Below are 20,483 nucleotides of genomic sequence, written 5' to 3'. Positions count from 1 at the left end.
ACTAATACGAGCACCCATAATGATTTTAAAATTTAGTTAATTGGCTCATTTTAGCTTAGCTTTGCCTTACTATGTGTGCCAGTAATAGTTGTAGCTTAGTGGTGAGAATAAAAATCAACTCGCGTATCAGATCAGAGAGAGTTTCATCCTGGCGTTTAGTAAAGCTGAAGGTAGCGCATAATTTACTCCGCTTTAGCGTATAAAGAAGCTAGTGTGTAGTTTGTGGTATTGTATATCGACGAAAGGCAGCTGTTCGTAGTAAATTACCAGTATGCAGCGCTATTCGCAAAGTCAAGGCTAAAAGCAAAGGCAAATATCTGCTCTTATGGGTTCTTGATTTAGTAATTAGTATCTAATAAAGCTAGGCAACCTAGCGCTCTTTAGTATTTTTAGTGTATTCAAATACACAACTGCTAGTAATAGCTACGGTTAAAGCAACTATTTAAGATTTTATAGATATTTATGCGGTAATTTATCGCTTGCCTAAGTCGTCTTGCAGCCCTTAGACTTACTCTGTATTTAGTACAGGAGCAGTCACCCTGTGACTACCATTTTCTGGTACGACTATGAAGCCACTGGTATCCATCCACGCAGCGATCGCCCATTGCAAGTTGCTGGTATTCGTACGGATCTTGAACTTAATGAGGTTGACAAGCCTGTCAATCTTTATTGCCTTCCAAGCGACGATATTCTGCCACATCCAGCAGCTTGTATGATAACTGGTATCACTCCAGGTATGCTGGCAAAAAATGGTTTGACTGAAGCTGATTTTATGACCCGCGTGTATGCTGAGTTAGCTGCACCGGGGACTTGCAGTGCTGGTTACAATAATCTGCGTTTTGATGATGAAATGACACGCCACAGTCTGTATCGTAACTTTTTTGATCCATACACTCGTGAGTGGCGTTGCGGAAACAGCCGCTGGGACTTGATTAATGTAGTCCGTACTGCCTACGCGCTGCGTCCTGAGGGCATTGTCTGGCCACAGCAGGATGGGCGTGTCACGTTCAAACTTGAGCGTTTAACTAAGGCTAATGGTATCGATCATGGTCAGGCCCACGATGCTTTGTTAGACGTACGTGCAACCATTGCCATGGCTCGTCTGATCAGAAAAAAACAGCCTAAATTATATGAATGGTTGTTTCAGCTGCGCAGTAAGCATAGGGTAATGGATCAAGTGCATCTACTCCGGCCAGTAGTGTATATTTCTAGGTATTTCTCTGCTGAGCGTTATTATTTTGGTGTTGTGCTGCCTTTAGCCTGGCACCCGCATAATCGTAATGCGTTGATTGTCTGCGACCTTGGACTAGACCCGCAGGTTTTGCTGGATCTAGACGCAAAGACCTTACGCAAACGGCTCTACACGCGTCGGAAAGACTTGGCAGAAGGTGAGCTACCAGTACCGCTTAAATTGTTACACATCAATCGCTGTCCGGTTTTAGCGCCATTGAATGTGCTGTGGGCAAATGATTGCCGGCGTATTCAGTTTGATATAGACGCCTGCCAGGCATTAGTGTTGCGATTAAATGATACACAAGAAGTTTGGCTTGATAAGTTAACTGCTATTTATGCCGAGGAAGCTTGTGTATCTAGTGCAGACCCAGAACAGCAGCTCTATAATGGCTTCATTAGTAACCACGATAGACGGTTATGCGAACAATTGCGGGTTGCTGAACCTTCACAGTTGGCAAGTAAGCAATGGTCTTTCGATGACTATCGATTGCTAGAATTGTTATTCCGCTATCGCGCTCGTAACTTTCCTGACTCATTAAACAGTGAGGAGCGAGATCGTTGGAAACTTTTCTGTCAGCAACGTTTGACACATGTAGAGTTGGGTGCACCCAATACTCTTTTATCATTTAAGCGCACATGCAAGGAATTGTCTGTTAATGCAACACCATTGCAGTGCCAGGTGCTAGATGAATGGCAGATGCATGCCGATTGTTTGACGACCCGCTTAGATCTGCAATCAAGTATTTGAATATCAGATAAATACCTGATCTAGACCTTATCTAGCTTTAGTCTAGCAAAGTAGACCAATCTTCAACTACGTTGCTACCCCACTTAGCTTTCCACTCTTTTAGAGTCTTATGGTTACCACCTTTGGTTTGAATTACTTCGCCATTATATGGATTTTTGTACTGTTTGACCTTACGGGCGAGCTTAGTGCTCGTGATTTTTACAGCGCTACGCGGTGCTTTAACTGTCAATTCTGGATCCAACAGCGCAATAATATCGCGCATAGATTTAGAGTACTCACCCATTAGGGTGCGTAATTTGCCTTCGAACTCTAACTCAGTTTGCAGATTGTTGTCTTGTGACAAGTTCTTCAAGCGGGCTTGTAGTTCTTTGATGGCTTCTTCGGTGGCGCGGTATTCAGTGATCAGAGACATGTGGACTACCTTATGTCGAGCGCTGATTAACAGGGAGTACCTTAATAATAATCAGGCAATTTCCCCAAGTAAACATTTAAGTGAACATTTATGTGAATTAATTTAAATATTTGTAGCAAAACGCTGCAATCGAGTTAATTGATAATGGTTAGCATAACAATAATCCTGTTTTATTGCGGATAACTATATATGTGCAAGGTTATATGCTAATCTAGCAGTGGTCAAACTTTACGCTAGTAATATATTAAGCGGTGTAAATGTGGCGTAAGCTTGCAGAATAAAGCGTAAAATATTGCACTTTTGGCTAGTGATTGCTTGCTAAGACTGGGCTTATATTTTTCTGCTGCAGTCAGCAACTATATTATATCCTATAATATTAATATTACTGAGGCGAGCCATCACTCGGATAATCTCAGCTTCTAGTTTTTGTGCCTCACTAAATTTATACTGATATGCTACCTGTTGGTTGTTATGTTTTTTATGAAGCGTTTTCACTGCATATCCAAAAAAACTTTGCAATAACTTAGCATATGACCTACCTAAAGCAAAAATGTGCTGTGTTTATGGTTAAACGTAAACCCTTCGGTTTGGCTGACCTGTTGTACTGCTAACGCAGCAGGTCAGCCGTACTAAACTATGAGATTGCTTATGTAATTTCTAATTACGAGGACTTACGCAGCATGTGACAAGTTGTATGTATTGAATATACATAAGGCAAGCTCATAACCTGCTCGATATTTTAGAATACTGTATGAATTCGTTTTATGAAACGGCTCAAGATGAGCAGGTATGTTAAATTTAGCATCAGTCTAAGTGTTTAAGCTGTTAATTAAGTAACCTCTATCAATTGTTATTGACCAAGAACGCGTAGCTCACATAACACGAAAGCTAATAAGTCGATGTTAGCTATTACGACTTACAGGCTAAGATTGCCGCTACCACTCAAATGTTTGACCCGGTCTTGATAAAATAAAAATTTTTTCGGAAATAATCAACTGACCGATAGCTATATCAATATAAAGTACACTAAGGTCTTGATATCTGAATTTGATATTAAACAGTATACGCAAAATAGCAGTATCAACAAGATGTAATGCTACTTGTAATGGTTACGGTAGTCTTTGTAGAAGATTCTTTAACCTAATTTTAAATTTAGGGTAATTTTGCCGCTATCTATATTGACCTGATAGTACTACAATTAAGCATTAGCAATAATAATTGCTTGTTCCTCATAATCCTTCACCACTTGACAGCTCTGCCTTTGTAGTTCGCTTACTGCCTGGTCTGCCTAGTTCGTGCGCCTAACCAACTGTCATGAGTTTACTACTAACGTCACTAGTGCAACAAAATAGCTAAATTGCAGCTCTTAGCGAAAGCTCTCAGGAATATTGGTGCATAGTAGTATTAGTCGCAAATATTAAGAACCATCATGTGCGATATTTGTGTTGTAGTTAGTGTGTTGTAGTTAGTCCGTTAAGAGAACATTAAGTCGTCAAGTTTATTATGGGTATACATTGCCTTAATTTAACTTTTATAGTTTATCAGGTAATACCATATAATATTCACTAGTAATCTGGCTATCTGCTGCGCATCGCTATTAGCGAAATGGTGCTGTGACTGCTCGGAATCCTGCTGAAATTCACGTACAGTCAGCAATCAATACCCTGTTCAATTATCAAGGTTGTTAACCGTGAAAGCTTGTTGTTGTGCTGGACTTTAAAAGTTTTCAAAGCCATGCCTCTTACTGTTTGCACGTAGTATCCACTAATGCTGAGCAACAATATATTTCTGCGGCTTCACTTTAGCAGTGGAGTACCCAAGCTTAGTTTCAGTAGGTTGGTCATGCAACCTAAAATATCTTGTAGTCTGTCAGTGGTCGTGGTTGCAGATGTATCTACTTGCTGGAATATCAAGCTACATAGTATTCAGGTTGCTATAGGTATACGCGAAGCTCTTGATGTGTTTTTGGTTTAGCTGTTTAAGCAGCTGCTAGAGCGCAGCAGCGTTAGTCAACTGCTGTTGCACGATTTTTTTGACGAAGCGCATTTATTCTATCTCTAACATGTTAAAGGCTTTGCTGGATTGCCTGGAGCAAGTGGTATATTTGATTTGTTTTAAAAAATATTAGTGTGTATTTTGCTGCGTCACTTCCCTACAATGTGCCTTGTAGCTTCTTTTACGGACAGAGCCACTGAGTGAGGTCAAATGCGCAGTATTTACTGTTGCTAGTTGGTCTGTAAAATTATCATAGTATGCAATGCTAGCATAGCACTACTGAGAAAGTGCTAATGCGGCCGTTGAGGTGACCAAGATTTATTGATAAAGTTGCTTAAATATTACTGTAGACATGGTATTTAAATTTAATACGAAATAGGCTGTCAATCAGATTTAGCAGTAGTCAGTACTGCATGGATTATTGGCACGGGACGCTAAACGTTCTAATGCCACGCGTAAACTCGGATTGCTAATGCTGCAAGCTGTTGATTGAATCGTTTTAGCTGCACTATCTGATAAGCCCATCTTGTTGTGTTCAACTAAATTTTGCTGCATATTGGGCGGTTGCACCTTAAACTGGATATGAGTCAAGCTAGCAAACTCAGTAAATATCATCAATTGTCGTTGTAAGTATTTTTGCTGATAGCGTAGACGAGTAGCCCAATGCCCATCTGTAACGATGAATAGCAAGTTACCTTCATGCCAGGAAGCTACGTGACAATGTTTACGGGCGGCAGGTTGCAGTTGGCTTTCTGCAAGGCGTTGCAAATAACTGATACGTTGCGCATGGCTGAAGATAGCTATCAAAGGTTTGGCTTCGCTGAGCAGCACTTTGAGAGAGCGAGCCATAGGTGGACAAAAAGCCATGCTTAAGCACCTTAAATCATAAAGAGTAATTATTTTAACATGCAGCGCTTATTTTTTCTAGGTGAAACGCCTATCTAACAATTCTAGTAGAATCAACAAATAACTTCTGTGTTCCATGGGTTGAAGTTCTAGTAAAAGCCTTTACTTTAAATAGACCCTCTCACAGGATGCAGTATCGGAGGAATAAAAAATTTTTTACTCGGCGATTTCTGGGTGAAATGTATGCTCACATGTAGCTGTGAGGGCTGTATGGGCTACTTAAGGTAAGCTCCCCATTCCTATGTGTTGGAAGAACCTGCCGATATGTTTGCGCCTTTGTTAAAAAAATTTTTTGGAAGCAGGAATGAGCACGAAGTTAAACGTATGCTCAAGACGGTGCAGTTAATCAATGTTCTCGAAGAGCATATGATGACTTTGTCAGATGATCAATTGCGCGCTAAGACTCAAGAGTTCAAGGTTCGTATAGCTAAAGGTGAAAGTCTCAACAAACTGTTACCTGAATCTTTTGCAGTCGTCCGTGAAGCCGGTAAGCGTGTTATGAGCATGCGTCACTTCGACGTACAGTTAATCGGTGGCATGACCTTACATGAAGGTAAAATTGCTGAAATGCGTACCGGTGAAGGCAAAACCCTGGTGGCTACCCTTAGCGTTTACCTAAATGCATTATCAGGCAAGGGTGTGCACGTTGTAACTGTGAACGATTACTTGGCTCGCCGGGATGCCAACTGGATGCGTCCACTGTATGAATTTCTTGGTTTGACCGTAGGTGTGGTAACATCATTCCAACTGCCAGAAGAAAAACACGCTGCCTATGCTGCTGATATTACTTATGGCACCAACAACGAATTCGGTTTCGACTATCTGCGTGATAACATGGCATTCAGCATAGAAGAAAAATTTCAGCGTGAACTCAATTTCGCTGTAATTGATGAAGTTGACTCGATTCTTATTGACGAGGCTCGTACCCCACTGATTATCTCAGGTAAAGCCGAAGATAGCTCACGTCTATACACTGAGATTAATAAGTTGATTCCGCGTCTTATGCAGCACTTCGAAGAAGTGAAAGGCGTAGCAACTAAGGAAGGTCATTTTACTATTGACGAGAAGACCCGCCAGGTTGAGCTTAATGAAGCTGGCTACCAGCATATCGAAGATATGCTCACGCAGATCGGATTATTATCAGAAGGCGAAAGTCTTTATGCAGCCCACAATCTGGGCCTTTTGACCCATGTGTATGCTGGCCTGCGCGCTCATAAGCTATTCCATCGCAATGTAGAATATATTGTTCAGGATGGTCGGATCATACTTGTTGACGAACATACTGGCCGTACTATGCCTGGTCGTTGTCTGTCTGAAGGTTTGCACCAAGCTATCGAAGCAAAGGAAGATGTAAACATCCAAGCCGAAAGCCAGACGCTGGCATCAACTACCTTCCAGAACTACTTTCGTATGTATAATAAGTTGTCTGGCATGACTGGTACAGCTGATACTGAAGCGTTCGAATTTCACCAGATCTACAACTTGGCTGTGATGGTAATTCCACCAAACAAGCCGCTAGCTCGTCAAGACTTCAACGATTTAGTGTTTTTAACTGCAAAAGAAAAGTACTTAGCGATTATCAATGATATCAAGGATGGCTTAGCCCGTGGTCGTCCGATTCTAGTTGGCACTGCTAACATCGAGACTTCCGAGCACATGTCCAACTTACTTGCTCAGGAAGGTATCAAACATAAGGTACTTAACGCTAAATTTCACGAAAAAGAAGCCGAGATTATCGCCCAGGCTGGCCGTCCAGGCGCGTTGACTATAGCTACTAACATGGCTGGTCGTGGTACTGACATCTTGCTGGGCGGTAATTGGAAAGTAGAAGTGGATTCGCTGGATAACCCGACGCCAGAACAAATTGCTCAGATCAAGGCTGATTGGCAGAAACGCCACCAGGTCGTGCTTAAAGCCGGCGGTTTGCAGGTGATTGCATCTGAGCGTCATGAATCGCGGCGTATTGACAACCAGCTACGTGGTCGCGCCGGTCGTCAGGGTGATGTTGGTTCTAGCCGTTTTTATCTATCACTTGAAGACAACCTGATGCGTATCTTTGCCTCAGATCGGGTAAAGAACTTCATGAAAGCTCTGGGTATGCAATCTGGTGAAGCTATTGAGCACCGCATAGTGACTAACGCTATTGAGAAAGCTCAGCGAAAGGTAGAAAATTGTCACTTTGATATTCGTAAGCAGTTGCTTGAGTTTGATAACGTTAATAACGAACAACGTAAAGTAATTTATTACATGCGTAACACTTTGTTGGCTGCTAACAATATTGGTGATACCATTGCCGATTTTCGTCAAGATGTGCTCAACTCTATAATTAGCGCTAATATTCCGCCACAATCCACGTTTGAACAGTTGAATATTGCCGGCCTGGAAGCTGCACTAAAAAGTTATTTTGGTGTTGAATTGCCGGTGCAGCAGTGGCTAGACGAAGACGACTATCTACACGAAGAAACCATGCGAGAGAAGATTATGATTGAGCTTCTGGCCGCTTATCGCACAAAAGAGAAGCATGTGAGCACCAAAGTTCTGCGTGCTTTTGAGAAACAAATCGTGCTGCGTGTGCTGGATGACCTATGGAAGGACCATCTGTCGACTATAGACCACCTACGTCATGGTATTCACTTACGTGGCTACGCTCAGAAGAATCCTAAGCAAGAGTATAAGCGCGAGTCGTTTATGTTGTTCTCTGGGCTGCTCGATTCGATCAAGCGCGATTCAATTCGTGTGTTATCTAATACTCAAGTGCGCTACGAAGACATGATCAAGGCAGAAGATTGTATGCGGCAGGAATCCAGAGCTCTAGCTACGTATATGCAATTTCAGCAAGATCAAGCAACGCATTTGGAAGCATCTGCAGTTATAGGTAAAGCAGCCAAAACTAATTTGGCTCGAACTCCAATTCGCAATTACCAAAAACTTGGCCGTAACGAACTATGTTGGTGTGGTTCGGGTAAGAAGTTTAAACATTGCCACGGCAAAATAAACTAAGGTTTTTATCTGACGCCGCAATGGTTTGTTTTGCTACTGACTTTTGCCACCGCAGCGATTTCTATTAATTTTACTGTTGATCACGACGACATAGATATCAACTTTTTTAGAGGTGGATGTATTCATGTCTGTTGGCTTTAGTATTGCTCCTGTACGCTATATCTAATATCAGTTTTAACCTTGATTCTAGTTTGGCAGGTACTAGAGAGCCTTGGGCGTTAATATGTAGTAGTAATACTGTATACTGCAAGCCTAGCTGACTTATGTAGATATAAGTCAAGAGTTAATACCGCTCCAGTAGTAGTATTAGTTAGTTTATGCACACTAACGTGATCTTAACTTAGATTGGTATATTATCAAAGGCGTAAGCATAATTTACTAGAAGACAGCAAATATGCTCGTTTATATCGTTTTTTATGCAAAAAATCTTTTGTGACATACCGCAGCAATTAATATAGGTTACTGTTAACAAGTAATATAATTTTGATTATTAGCAATAGCTATACTTCAACAGAATGACTTCTGTATAGTTATTACTACTAACTAGGCTGGCTAGCTAGAAATCACCTTCAGTGTACTTGCTACCTACTTGTTGATCTGTTCTAAACAGGTATGGCTTGCAATATATTGATGTAGCATACAGTCTATTATGCATGACAGTGAAGGCGTTACTGAGTTGATAGTTCATACAGCAAATAGCAGCAGCAACCACTTTTTTATCACTGCAATTTATGCTATAAAATTTAAATATCAGCTTTGCTAACTTTGCTTTCGGCTTGCTATAATTCTATTCTGTCAGCTCTGTTATTAGTGATTAGGCTGAGGTCTAGGGTACTGCTGCTACTATAAAATAGCTCGTGATCGTTTACATGTGTCGTGGGTGAAGTGATATTCCATTTTTGCAGTATGTTATTTGTGTAATGCTGCAACTAACTGCAAAATAGCTAATCTTTAGGCTATTGAGCTTAGCTGATATGTCAGGTGCAATACGGAAGTTTAAAGCTATTCATTAGCTGGCTAATTACTTCTAAATAATATCACTATAATAAAAACCTAGACTTCGCTATTAATTTAAATCAATAGCTCAATATAAAATATGCAGTAATATTACTTGATCTGATATAATTTATCAATCGACACTAAATCGTAATACCACCTGGTAGGTAAACGATAAGCAATGCAGGATTAAGTTTTTGGGGTGTGTTTCTGTAAATTACGTATTTAGTTTCGATGTTACGTTCTTATTTTTACTATTTAAAGTAGTTGCATTGTTGATACCGATACTGCTGATATAATCAGCCAAAAATTCCAGTTTTAAATTACAGCTTATAACAAGCTTAACAGATTTATTATCTGCAGAGTTGAAGTCAGAGCTAGATATAGAGATCCATCTACAGAACTGTAGCAGTATATGGCCATCGCTGGACTGCGAACAGCAGTGCAGTAATATACTAAGTCACGAATTCTTCGTGCGCTATTAGAGAAAAGGTACTTAATACAGCTGCTGTCTTTAGAAAAATAATTTTGGATAGACGTGATCATGATAAGATGCAATTTGCGTACCGCAACAGGTACGCTAGTCATGCTTAACTTTAATTGCACATATAGTGATTGGCGTCTCTAAGATTTTTTAATGGGGGTGAGAGTACTTTTTTACTTGTATTTTTATTTAGATAGCTTTATGTTAGTATAAAGCTATATCATTTAGCTTCTTGTTATTATATCCATTATGCTGTTCTTATTCAGCTTTTGTACGAAACCATCTCAAATCTCAGCTTCCTAGTTACACAGATACAGCTAGAAAATAATGGAGCTGAAAACTTCAGCGTAATGCTTTATCTATTTTGAAGATTAAATTTATCTACGATCAACACTGGATCGTTATTGTGTTTTGTCGCACGCAATTTAATTCTAAAATAATGTATTATTACTAGTAATGTAGGCATAAATGTAATAAATGCGCATAAAGTAGTGATTAAATATCATGTTTTATAAACATGTTACCAGTTTACTCTTAGTTCATAAATAATTCGTATATAATCTTAAAACATAGATGAATTATTTTAGCATTCACCACCTAGGAAGCATGCTTTAGCATAGCTCAAATAATCGCTTATCTTGATAAAAGATAGTATATTTTTATTCAATTGTATTAAAAAATTTTGTTGTTAGCCAACAATGCTTTGCACACTTGAAGTTATACTAGGTAACTGATGTGATATTTGCTTATCAAATTGAGTACTTGCGCATGATCCTAGATCAATATCTGCAATAAAATTGCATGGACTGTTGTAAGCTGCCAGTTCTGCTTCTTGATGTTCTATCCAATAACTAGCATAACTAATGGTTTACTTTGATACTGCGTATAAACAGTACTAGTTTAGTGTTTTAACTGAATGTCGCAGCTCAATAAACATTATGGTAAGAAACCATAGCCATGTCGCGATTGCTCAATAAAGGCCATGCTACCATAAAGATTACATCATTGAGACCATCAATAACTTTTATTCACTTAGTAGTGTGCGGTTTATGCTAGTAATTATAAATTATAGTGCTTTTCAAACGCTAAGAAGAAATAGACGGCTAGTTTGAGCTATTAAAAAAGCGCTAGCGCCATACATTAATAATCAACTAGACATAAATCCACGATCCAGCTTAGATGCTGTTGTTTTTTTGTACTGTGAGTACAAATTACCGAGGTGGTAAGACCGTAATCACGTCTTCGGCTTGTAGGCCTTTATCACGGTTTATTATAGAGAACTCTACGCGTTGGCCTTCGATCAAAATGCGCTGGCCATCGCCACGGATAGCCCGGAAATGGACAAAAATATCATCGCCAGAATCGCGGGAAATAAAGCCAAATCCTTTGGAAGTATTAAACCACTTGACTGTCCCGGTATCCCGGTTAGTTATGTTATAATGCTGCACCACAGGAACATATGACGAACTTGATAAGTTTATGGCTATGTGCAAAACGATGGCTACTATAGCAAGCATCAGACTGACTAAGATAGTCCGATGGCCGCCTACTTCAGGTATAGGTACAAGTAAAAATATGGCTTGAACAATAACAGTAAGTACTAGCAGTGCGCTAACTAAGTGTTGTAGTTGATGGCGCGTGCTTTTGTGCCAGTAATGGATCATTGGTGCTAGTGTCATGTTAATAAGGCCGAATAAAACTAGATACAGGGCGTCTTGTTGTTCTAGATAAGGTAGCTTTTCAGGTTGCATGCTCGGGATCAAGGAAAGCAGCAAAGCTATAACACCAGTGAGCAGGTGGACAATTTTTAACATTTTTGATTAACTCACGTTGAGATGAATTATAAGGAAAGGCTGACTGGCACGGTTTATTTCTGAAATCCTGGAGACGCTGAGCATGTGCGCTGGTATCAGCCTATGTGATGTACCGCAGGCATTCACGACCACCATAATCACCTATTTAACAGTAAAGGCTGTGCCTACTCAAATAAATTATTACTGTGCATTGCAAGTACTAGGGTATTTCTATGTAACACCCTTATCTTTAAGACAGCTATAAGATTTTTAAGAATTTCCTGTTTTATATAAAGCGCTACTTGCTGTTTGCTGGCAAGGAACAGCCAGTGCTTTTGCTATGGTGATGTTAAATCTGATCAATAAATATTGATCAATTGAAGTGATAACATATGGTTAGTAGTCAATACAGGTATGCTGCAAAGCAGATCTTAAAGCACAGCTTTGACTAGTTATAGCGGCTATTTTCTAATATTTATGTTTTTGCGCTATACTTTATGCTAGAAAAACAATATAACGAACTCACAAATAACCGTGGGCTTTATCGTTACGTGCATTCTTGCCTTAGGCATGTCAGCCTAGACGCCTATTAGATCGACGTTTGTCTGCTCTCAGTTAAGAAAAACTGTAGCGCCTGAGTGCTGCATAGATGATCAAGCAACTAGTGTGGCTAGCTAGTCAAGCAGTTACTTATACTGTACAGCAGTACTTTCAGTTACTCGACAAGCTAATTAATGAGCTGAATGAGCTCGTTTGTAGACAAATTTATTCAATCTTTTCATGTTTATGAAAACTCTTGTGGATGCCGCGAAATTTGTTTGAGAATAAGTAATATTAACACTAAAAAGGGATTTGTGGTGCTTTTCTAGCGTAGTATGTTTTTATATGGCTTATTGTTTCTTAGTGCTTATACACGCCTATAGGTTAAACGGATTTTTGGAAGAAAATTTTATACTGCGGCAGAGTGAAAAGTTTTAGCTGGCTAGTTGTATGTAGTATGAATAGTCCATGTATTAATTAGTACAGTGGGTGCAAGATTAAGCCCACAGCCAAAACGGCTGGGCTTATAGTAAAAAGTAAGCTATATTATAGCTCTTTACACGATATAATCGTGTGCTTTCGCTATGTATTTTAAACTTCTCTATATAATGTGTGTAGCGCAGTTACGATCTAATCATCGAGACACTTTCATGCTTATGTCATGAGCTATGTACTGCCTGTAGTTATCAGTGTTAAGCCAGTCAGAAGATTAGCACAGCAACGCTGCTTTATATGTCTTGCCTGTCAAGAGCTTGGGCGAACAAAGATGTTATCCGTACCTGGGTTGTGCCTGGTCCGTCTGTAGTTGTTATAAGATTGTCGTTAACTAGAAGAGTTTTTCGGGCGGCAATCAAATAGATTGAGTGAAGCTCCTACGTACAGGCTTCTGAATTTATCCGCCACTGCTTGAACGTAGTTATGAAGCTAGCCTTCATTAAATTTTAAATTATGAGAAGTGGAACTACTATATTATGATGCGCAGCCATTATTGCAGCCAACTCAATAAGACTATGAATGGCCGGGAAATCACTTTATGTGGGTGGGTTCACCGTCGCCGTGATCACGGTGGGGTGATATTCCTTGATATACGTGATCGTGATGGTTTGGCTCAGGTAGTGTTTGATCAAGGTTGCGCCGAAAGCTTTGCTACTGCTAGCCGCGTACGCAGCGAGTACGTTGTAAAAATTACCGGCAAAGTTCGCCTGCGTCCGACCGGTGCTATGAATGTTAACATAACATCCGGTGCGATTGAAGTGTTGGGTTATGAACTAAAAATACTGAATGAGGCAGAAACTCTGCCATTTTCACTTAATGAATATTCTGATGTTGGCGAAGAAACTCGCTTACGTTATCGTTTCTTAGATCTACGTCGTCCAGAAATAGCAAAAAATCTACATCTTCGTTCACGCATAACCATCAATATACGCCGTTTCCTTGACGAGCATGGTTTTTTAGACGTTGAAACACCAATCCTGACTTTAGCTACTCCGGAAGGTGCACGTGACTATCTAGTGCCAAGCCGTACTCATGCCGGTTCTTTTTTTGCCTTGCCGCAATCGCCACAGCTATTTAAGCAGCTGCTGATGGTAGCTGGTTTTGACCGTTATTATCAGATCGCTAAGTGTTTTCGTGACGAAGACTTGCGTACCGATCGCCAGCCTGAATTCACCCAGATCGATATTGAGACCAGTTTTCTTAATGAACAAGAGATTATGAGCTTCACCGAACAAATGATTTGTAATTTATTCAAGGAAGTGCTTGGCTTAGAGCTTAGCAAATTCCCGCGCATGACCTTTAAAGAGGTTATGCGCCGTTATGGCTCTGACAAGCCAGATTTGCGTATCCCGTTAGAACTAGTAGATGTAGCTGATCAACTTCAGGACGTCGACTACAGGGTGTTTAGCGGCTCGGCCAACGACCCCAAATGCCGCATTGCTGCCTTGCGATTACCTGGTGGCGCGAGCTTGCCTCGCAAGCAAATTAACGACTACACTAAGTTTGTTAGCATCTATGGTGCTAAGGGCCTGGCGTATATCAAAATTAACAAGCGCGCTAACGGCATTGATGGCTTACAGTCACCGATCGTTAAAAATATTCCAGAAGCTAATTTGAATACAATCCTTAATCGTGTTGGAGCTATTGACGGCGATATTGTTTTCTTTGGTGCTGACAAAGCTAAGATTGTTAACGAGGCCCTTGGCGCACTGCGTCTCAAGCTTGGTCATGACCTGAACCTGCTAACCTGTAAGTGGGCACCGATGTGGGTAATTGATTTTCCAATGTTCAAAGAAAATGATGACGGTAGTTTCAGCGCTTTACACCATCCATTTACCGCACCGAAGTGTTCTCCTGAAGAGCTAGAAACTAACTTGGCAAGCGCTTTATCGCGCGCTTATGATATGGTACTGAATGGTACTGAGTTGGGTGGCGGTTCGATCCGAATTCACTGTAAAGAGATGCAAAAAGCGGTATTCCGTCTATTGCGAATTAATGAAACGGAACAACAAAAAAAATTTGGTTTTCTACTTGACGCTTTGAAATATGGTGCGCCACCTCACGGTGGTCTGGCGTTCGGCCTGGATCGTTTAGTGATGCTAATGGCTGGCTGTCAATCGATTCGTGAAGTGATGGCCTTCCCGAAAACCCAAAGTGCTGCAGACGTTATGATGCAAGCTCCTAGCGTGGTAGATGCCAAGGTACTGCGTGAACTGCACATCCATCTACGCGAGATACCAAAGTCCGAATAAGGTTACTGCGTGCAGTCTAAAAACACATCAGTAAATACGCCTCTCATTATAAGGAGTTATATGTGAAAGAAAAAATATTTGACTTAGAGTGTGTTTGATAAAATTCTATAGAACTCCGGAGTTATGTTATGGCTGGCCACTCTAAGTGGACAAACATCAAACACCGCAAAGAGCATCAGGATGCCAAGAAAGGTAAAATCTTTACTAAGTTGGTTCGTGAACTAACTGTCGCTGTTCGCCATGGTGGTAGTGATCCGTGTTATAATCCATGTCTGCGTATAGCGCTAGATAAGGCATTTCGCGTCAATATGCGCCGTGATATTATTGATCGCGCTATAGCCAGCGCGATTGGTTCAACTAATACTAGCAACATGATGGAACTGAGTTACGAAGGCTATGGCCCACAAGGCGTGGCGGTGATAGTCGAGTGCATAACCGACAATCGCAATCGTACTGCAGCCGCCGTGCGTCATATATTCAGCAAATATGGCGGTACTCTTGGTACTGATGGTTCGGTGGCTTACTTGTTTGAGCGCAAGGGACAGATTACTTTTGCACCTGGTGTAAGTGAAGATGCACTGATGGAAGCCGCGATTAAAGCAAGCGCCAACGACGTGGTTATTAATGAAGACAATTCTATTGTTGTATTTGTTTCGTTTACTAGCTTCTATTCCGTGTATAACTACTTGGAAGTATCCGGTTTTAAAGTTGCTACCGCAGAAATTGTAATGCTATCTACTGTTAGTGCTAAGGTAGACCTGGATAATGCGCAGAAAGTGTTAAAGATGCTCGATATGCTTGAAGGTTTAGATGATGTTCAGAATGTTTATTCGAACGCTAACGTATCAAGATCAGCAGTGAAACAACTAGATTGAAGGATGATCGGATCTCAGTATGGTAGCAAATCTTGCTACCATACTAAGATCCGATTGCATCGGAAATTATTTTTTAGATTGCGTGTATGTAACTTTATATAAGTTAACTATAGTTGTATATTGAAGATTAGGTATGACCAGTATTATCGTAGCGTGGTAGACTATGCACTACTTCTAGTAGTGCCCACATTAGCGCATCTTTAACTTGGCCTAGTGCTTACAAAGCATATCTATTTGAAGTCATAAAGATCTACGAGTTGGTAACTCATAGGCACTAAATTGCCGTCGGTAACTAACGATGCAAAATCTTGTCTTATAGTTGTTACTATAAAGAGTAGTTGCTATTGCTAGCATAGAGAAAAGTATTAAAACTGATAATGTACCGTGATCGAAGCTGAATACATCTTAATCTTAACCTCAAGTTTAAAGAGTTGAACCATAACTGGACATGTACGCAGCACTATAGCAGAAAAAACAATCGTCGTACATAATTCTAGATGTATATTAGTTTAGGTATTAGGCTAGAAGTGTATATGCCTACCATGCAGCAACTATTGTAAATTAGCGAGCCAGCCATTCTATATGTACATCTCAGTGGTACCTGAAGAAGTGCAACTGCTCTATAGTTTTATGGTCAGGTTAGTTTATTTGGTCTAGCTGACAGGCAGACTGTAGAGCGTTTACAGGTATGGTATAGAGCTCAAGAACTACCTTGACATCCAGTTATTCATATCTAACATATTTGCTATGTCGCTTATCTAAATCATATATGTTAGCGAGCGGATAAAATTTTTATTTAGGTTTCATGCAGGCATATTGAATTTGTTAACTATATATTGATTTTGTGGTCTGCCTAACCTATGGTGGTCTCACCTTTTGTCAATTTCATTGCGCAGGAAATGGACACATCAATCAAATATACCTCTGGCTTTGATACTAGAGAAACAGATGACTGAGTGATATTGCTTGCAACTTTGAGCCGTAGTGGTATGCTGTTTACTTATAACACCTATAAGATGTTACCTGCCAGTAAATAGGCCAATGTGCGAGGCTACAAAAAACTTCTAGTTCAATATTATAATTAGTAAAGGATATACAATTAACTCGATTAAGCTTGATCTATAGTCTATCACTGTATCACCACCCTTAAGGGCTACAATCAGCATATACATATTAACCAACTCGTTACGAAATTATTATTTCATCTTTTCTTATCGTCTAATGTCTGGAGCCTTATAGTTTTGTGGATTCATCAATGAATGTCAGCCGTTTAGCAAATATTATTTGAGTTACAATTAAATCCTGAAGAAATGTTTAAAATCGCTAGTAAAGTCAGTCATACGCCGTAAATTGCGAACGACTTGCAGAGTCTTCAGTATGACTTTTTTGAGTATGTACTAAATGCATATTACTAAAGCCTTAGCTGATATAGTTTTACGCTGGCTATATTTGAATGAGCATGTTTTTTTGATCACCTGGATCGACATCTATTTGCAAAATAATCACAAAGCTTGATGGCGCTTAGGTAAATTATCAATAGTCTGGTAGTAGCGATTAGTCAAGTAGTACCACGCTATCAAATATGTCAATACCATATTTGATATAGTTTAGTTATATTATGTATACGCTAAGCTATTATGTAGTCACGCATTACACCTGTCTGTATTTTTTAATGAAATATTTCGTCACGGTAAAACTGTATACGTCTATACCAAACGAATTCATAAAAAAACAATAAACGATACAAATGTGATTACAGTTGTTTTGTTTCTGGTGTGCACTGTCTTGGTGGTTGATATCGTCATTTAGTAGTTAAAACATTACATATGACTATAAAATAAAAAACAGTTGTCAGGCTGCATTTGTCGTCTATAGGTACACACCAGAGTATGCGTGTAAGATAGTTATCAATCTTTTCCGCATCACTATTGCGTTTATTGTGAAGACAACTAATATCAGTAGCATTGTTTATTGCATTCACTAGTTCAAGCTCACGCAGTGAGCTTGAACTAGGCCGCGACCTAGAGTTCAGTCTTACCTCATACTAGCTAGTAGAGAGAATTATTTGTTATTTATATTGCATTTAGCGACGAGTGCTATCACGCTCTAGCGTGACTAGACCATAAGTTGCTAGTCAATGTTAAATTTATTGAAAAACTTTATCGGCAGGCGCTTTAAAAAGCAGGCTAGGTGACCAAAAATGCAATTTTTGTTTTATGAATGAGCATTTTTAGTAATTTATATTATACATACAAATAATTTGAGATATAGAGCTATTCATGAAGCGCTACGCGTGGTTTTTATCACTTGTTAAAGTTGCGGGTAAATAATCAGAGTACAAGATTTCAGTGTGGAACTTACCATTATCTACTATTCCTTTATGTGGAGACTTATCAGTAATGCTAATCTTGCAGTGCAACTGGTGATCCTTATCCTGGTGGCCGCATTGATTATCTCTTTGGTTAAGATTATTCGATGCAGTTTAACCTATTGGGTGTCAGTCAATATGCCCTGGATAGTTTTGAAGAATGCTTTAGGCTGATGTCGACCTATTTAAGTTATATCAATGGATAGACAGTAACCAGCATCTAAATTTTAGAATCGAGTAAATTTTCCGCGCTAACTTTAAGTAATCCCATGCGCTTACGTCAGCAACCTAGTGTTCGCTTGAAAGCAATCATAGAAAGCGTGGATTGTGTCATGCGCCTAGTTGTCTGGTACTAAGAAGCAAAGCCTTAGTAAAGCTTGCCATTCCTCACTACTACTGGCTCCGTAAGTTCATACAATCAGCCTGTTTGATACTGTGTCTGTATATGGCATTATACACTACTTCAGCAGTTTTAGGCTAAAGCCTAAGCAGGCAACTCTGGCTATCGTAGTTCCTAGCCTCGCTGAGGCTCTAGTTGCTACCGTGATTGGCTTATTCGCCGCTATTCTAAGTAGTAATTATTTGCAACCATTTTGATGCTAGTAGCTAAATCTTGATTAGCCGCTACTATAGCTTTGCCTATGAATTCCTGGCGATCCAGTACCGTAAAGTGCACAACCAGCGAAACATAAAAAAGTAACATACCCAATAGCCTGAATCGCTAAAGCTTACAAAAAGTACAATTCAATTGCTTATATGAACTTATTGTCTGATATCAAATGTTATGCTGGTACTGATAGTTGTATTTATAGTGACTGTAATAGATACTTAATCAAAGCATCAAGGTCTACCTGCCTAAAGTTTTTAGCTAACCATGGTCGCAATATACAATGCTTAAATCCTGACTATTTATATTAAGGCTAATAATATAAACTTATTATTGTAATCTTGGCAGTGAAGTCAATACCCAGAAATAGTAATATAAAGCCAAAATATTACTAGCAATGATTGACGTCGTAACTAATATCATCCGTACTAGTAGACGAAAGTAGCAAACATATGCATGTGTTTATTCGAGTCGATATAATAGTTCATTATAGCTCTATTGTGGTAGCTGTAAATAGCTTACAGGAGGCTGGTGCGAGTAATGTTGGCTTGATCGCCGATGATTCCATGATGCAGCAATAGTGAAGACTGTCTGTCTTGCATATTTACTTCTGGTTTAGCGTCTGAGTAACTATCTTGCATATCATGGCGTTTAGTATACTGTTAGCTAGCTTAGCCATAAGCCTAAACCTAGCCTCCTGGTTAGGTTAATAACATAAGCTATCTTTAGATTAACTCAAAAGATTATTAGTGAAGTTTAGTAGCCTGCTATGCATTAGATAAAATTAAGTAGATGGAACATAAGAAAGTCGGACAGGCTTATGGTAAAGCTACTGTGTAATAAAATACAGAAGAGGCTACACAAGATTAAAGAATCGAAAATTCTGAGAAAACTACAACAGCCAAGAAAGTTACCAAAGAAGAGGCAAAGAAAAAATCCACTACTTATGTCACTAAAAATGGCTCAGGAAGCAGCTCGTAAATCTGCTGCAACGTTAGCAACGTCTTGGCTGCCGAACATAGTTATGAATGCACTAACAGTTTTGACAACCTAATGTAGGCGTGAGAAGCCAAGAGCTGGAAGCTTCATCTGCGGTGTTTAAAGTTAAGATAGTTGTGTTATAGATCGGCTTCTTATCTAATAAGTATGGTGACTGTCAGTTAGCGTGTTTAAGTTTAGCGATGATAGATTATGTAATAGTTTAGCGATGGCTGTAGTAAAACATTAGCCGGTTAATCGAGATGCGAGTAATTAAACTAAGCGACTTTATTCCTTATAGTTTATTCAAGATGACGTTTAAAACTTGATGATTGAGTTTTACGCTAATTCATCTTCTACAAATATTTTTGTTATTTACTATATAACGGGAATGCTGATGGTGAATGAAAAAGAATATCCTTCATTATTAGTGAAGCGACCTGGTTATTCAGGTCGTGGTAGCAATGTTTAGTTGGCATAGTGAGAGCTATGTTGCCAGATAACACGGACAAGATTATCAGTAACGAGTTATCACTACTAAACCTCAATTCTGAAAAGTAATATAATAAACCATCCTATTTAGATTAAAAGATTATCTTTTGTGACTGGTAATTTACAAGTGCTTAGATTTGATAGTTGCCAATATTATATTGGCTAGTAGTTGTCTAGAAATTCAGTACACATTGTTGAACATTGTAACCCAGCAACAAGTCTTGATCGGTAAAGTATCAAGCACCGTGAGCACTTTCTAAATATAGCGTACTACATTTAAGATCAATTGTTTAAAAAATTAACTGGTAT

The 20,483-nt window shown here is 39.4% G+C and carries 7 protein-coding genes and 1 pseudogene; 5 read left to right on the top strand and 3 right to left on the bottom strand.

The annotated features are described in order from the left end of the window. The first annotated feature begins 541 nt into the window (after positions 1 to 541). On the top strand, positions 542 to 1,981 hold the full coding sequence (sbcB, locus tag C3B55_RS04085; RefSeq protein WP_129211688.1) for an exodeoxyribonuclease I: 1,440 nt from the start codon (positions 542 to 544) through the stop codon (positions 1,979 to 1,981). Positions 1,982 to 2,018: 37 nt separating this feature from the next. Here the strand turns inward: sbcB and mvaT are convergent, their stop codons facing one another. Further along, positions 2,019 to 2,393, bottom strand: coding sequence for a histone-like nucleoid-structuring protein MvaT (gene mvaT, locus C3B55_RS04080; RefSeq protein ID WP_129211686.1), 375 nt, complete (start codon positions 2,391 to 2,393; stop codon positions 2,019 to 2,021). 2,388 nt (positions 2,394 to 4,781) lie between these two features. Further along, positions 4,782 to 5,255 carry a DUF721 domain-containing protein gene (locus tag C3B55_RS04075; RefSeq protein ID WP_129211684.1) on the bottom strand — a complete coding sequence of 158 codons (474 nt, stop codon included), beginning with the start codon at positions 5,253 to 5,255 and terminating at the stop codon, positions 4,782 to 4,784. 303 nt (positions 5,256 to 5,558) lie between these two features. Here C3B55_RS04075 and secA point away from each other — a divergent pair, with 303 nt between their 5' ends. Continuing rightward, positions 5,559 to 8,294: a preprotein translocase subunit SecA gene (gene secA, locus C3B55_RS04070; protein WP_129211682.1), complete on the top strand. Its 2,736-nt coding sequence runs from the start codon at positions 5,559 to 5,561 to the stop codon at positions 8,292 to 8,294. Between the two features lie 2,691 nt (positions 8,295 to 10,985). On the opposite strand, the gene C3B55_RS04065 is transcribed toward secA, so the two are convergent. Next, the gene (locus tag C3B55_RS04065; RefSeq protein WP_129211680.1) at positions 10,986 to 11,588 is read right to left on the bottom strand and encodes a cold shock domain-containing protein; all 603 of its coding nucleotides are present in this window, start codon (positions 11,586 to 11,588) and stop codon (positions 10,986 to 10,988) included. 1,490 nt (positions 11,589 to 13,078) lie between these two features. Between C3B55_RS04065 and aspS the strand changes: the two genes are divergently transcribed. The 3 genes and pseudogenes from aspS to C3B55_RS04050 all read left to right on the top strand — a co-directional run bounded on the left by aspS (position 13,079) and on the right by C3B55_RS04050 (position 18,797). Continuing rightward, a complete protein-coding gene (gene aspS, locus C3B55_RS04060; RefSeq protein WP_129211678.1) occupies positions 13,079 to 14,854 on the top strand; it encodes an aspartate--tRNA ligase in 1,776 nt (591 codons plus the stop codon). Positions 14,855 to 14,982: 128 nt separating this feature from the next. Next, positions 14,983 to 15,729: a YebC/PmpR family DNA-binding transcriptional regulator gene (locus C3B55_RS04055; RefSeq protein ID WP_129211676.1), complete on the top strand. Its 747-nt coding sequence runs from the start codon at positions 14,983 to 14,985 to the stop codon at positions 15,727 to 15,729. A 2,350-nt stretch (positions 15,730 to 18,079) separates the two neighbouring features. Next, positions 18,080 to 18,797, top strand: a pseudogene (locus C3B55_RS04050) (MotA/TolQ/ExbB proton channel family protein). Positions 18,798 to 20,483 lie beyond the last annotated feature (1,686 nt).

It is taken from the genome of Candidatus Pseudomonas adelgestsugas (genome assembly GCF_004124255.1).
In the GTDB taxonomy this organism is placed as follows: Bacteria; Pseudomonadota; Gammaproteobacteria; order Pseudomonadales; family Pseudomonadaceae; genus Aquipseudomonas; species Aquipseudomonas adelgestsugas.
This window is presented reverse-complemented; position numbering and strand designations above follow the sequence as displayed.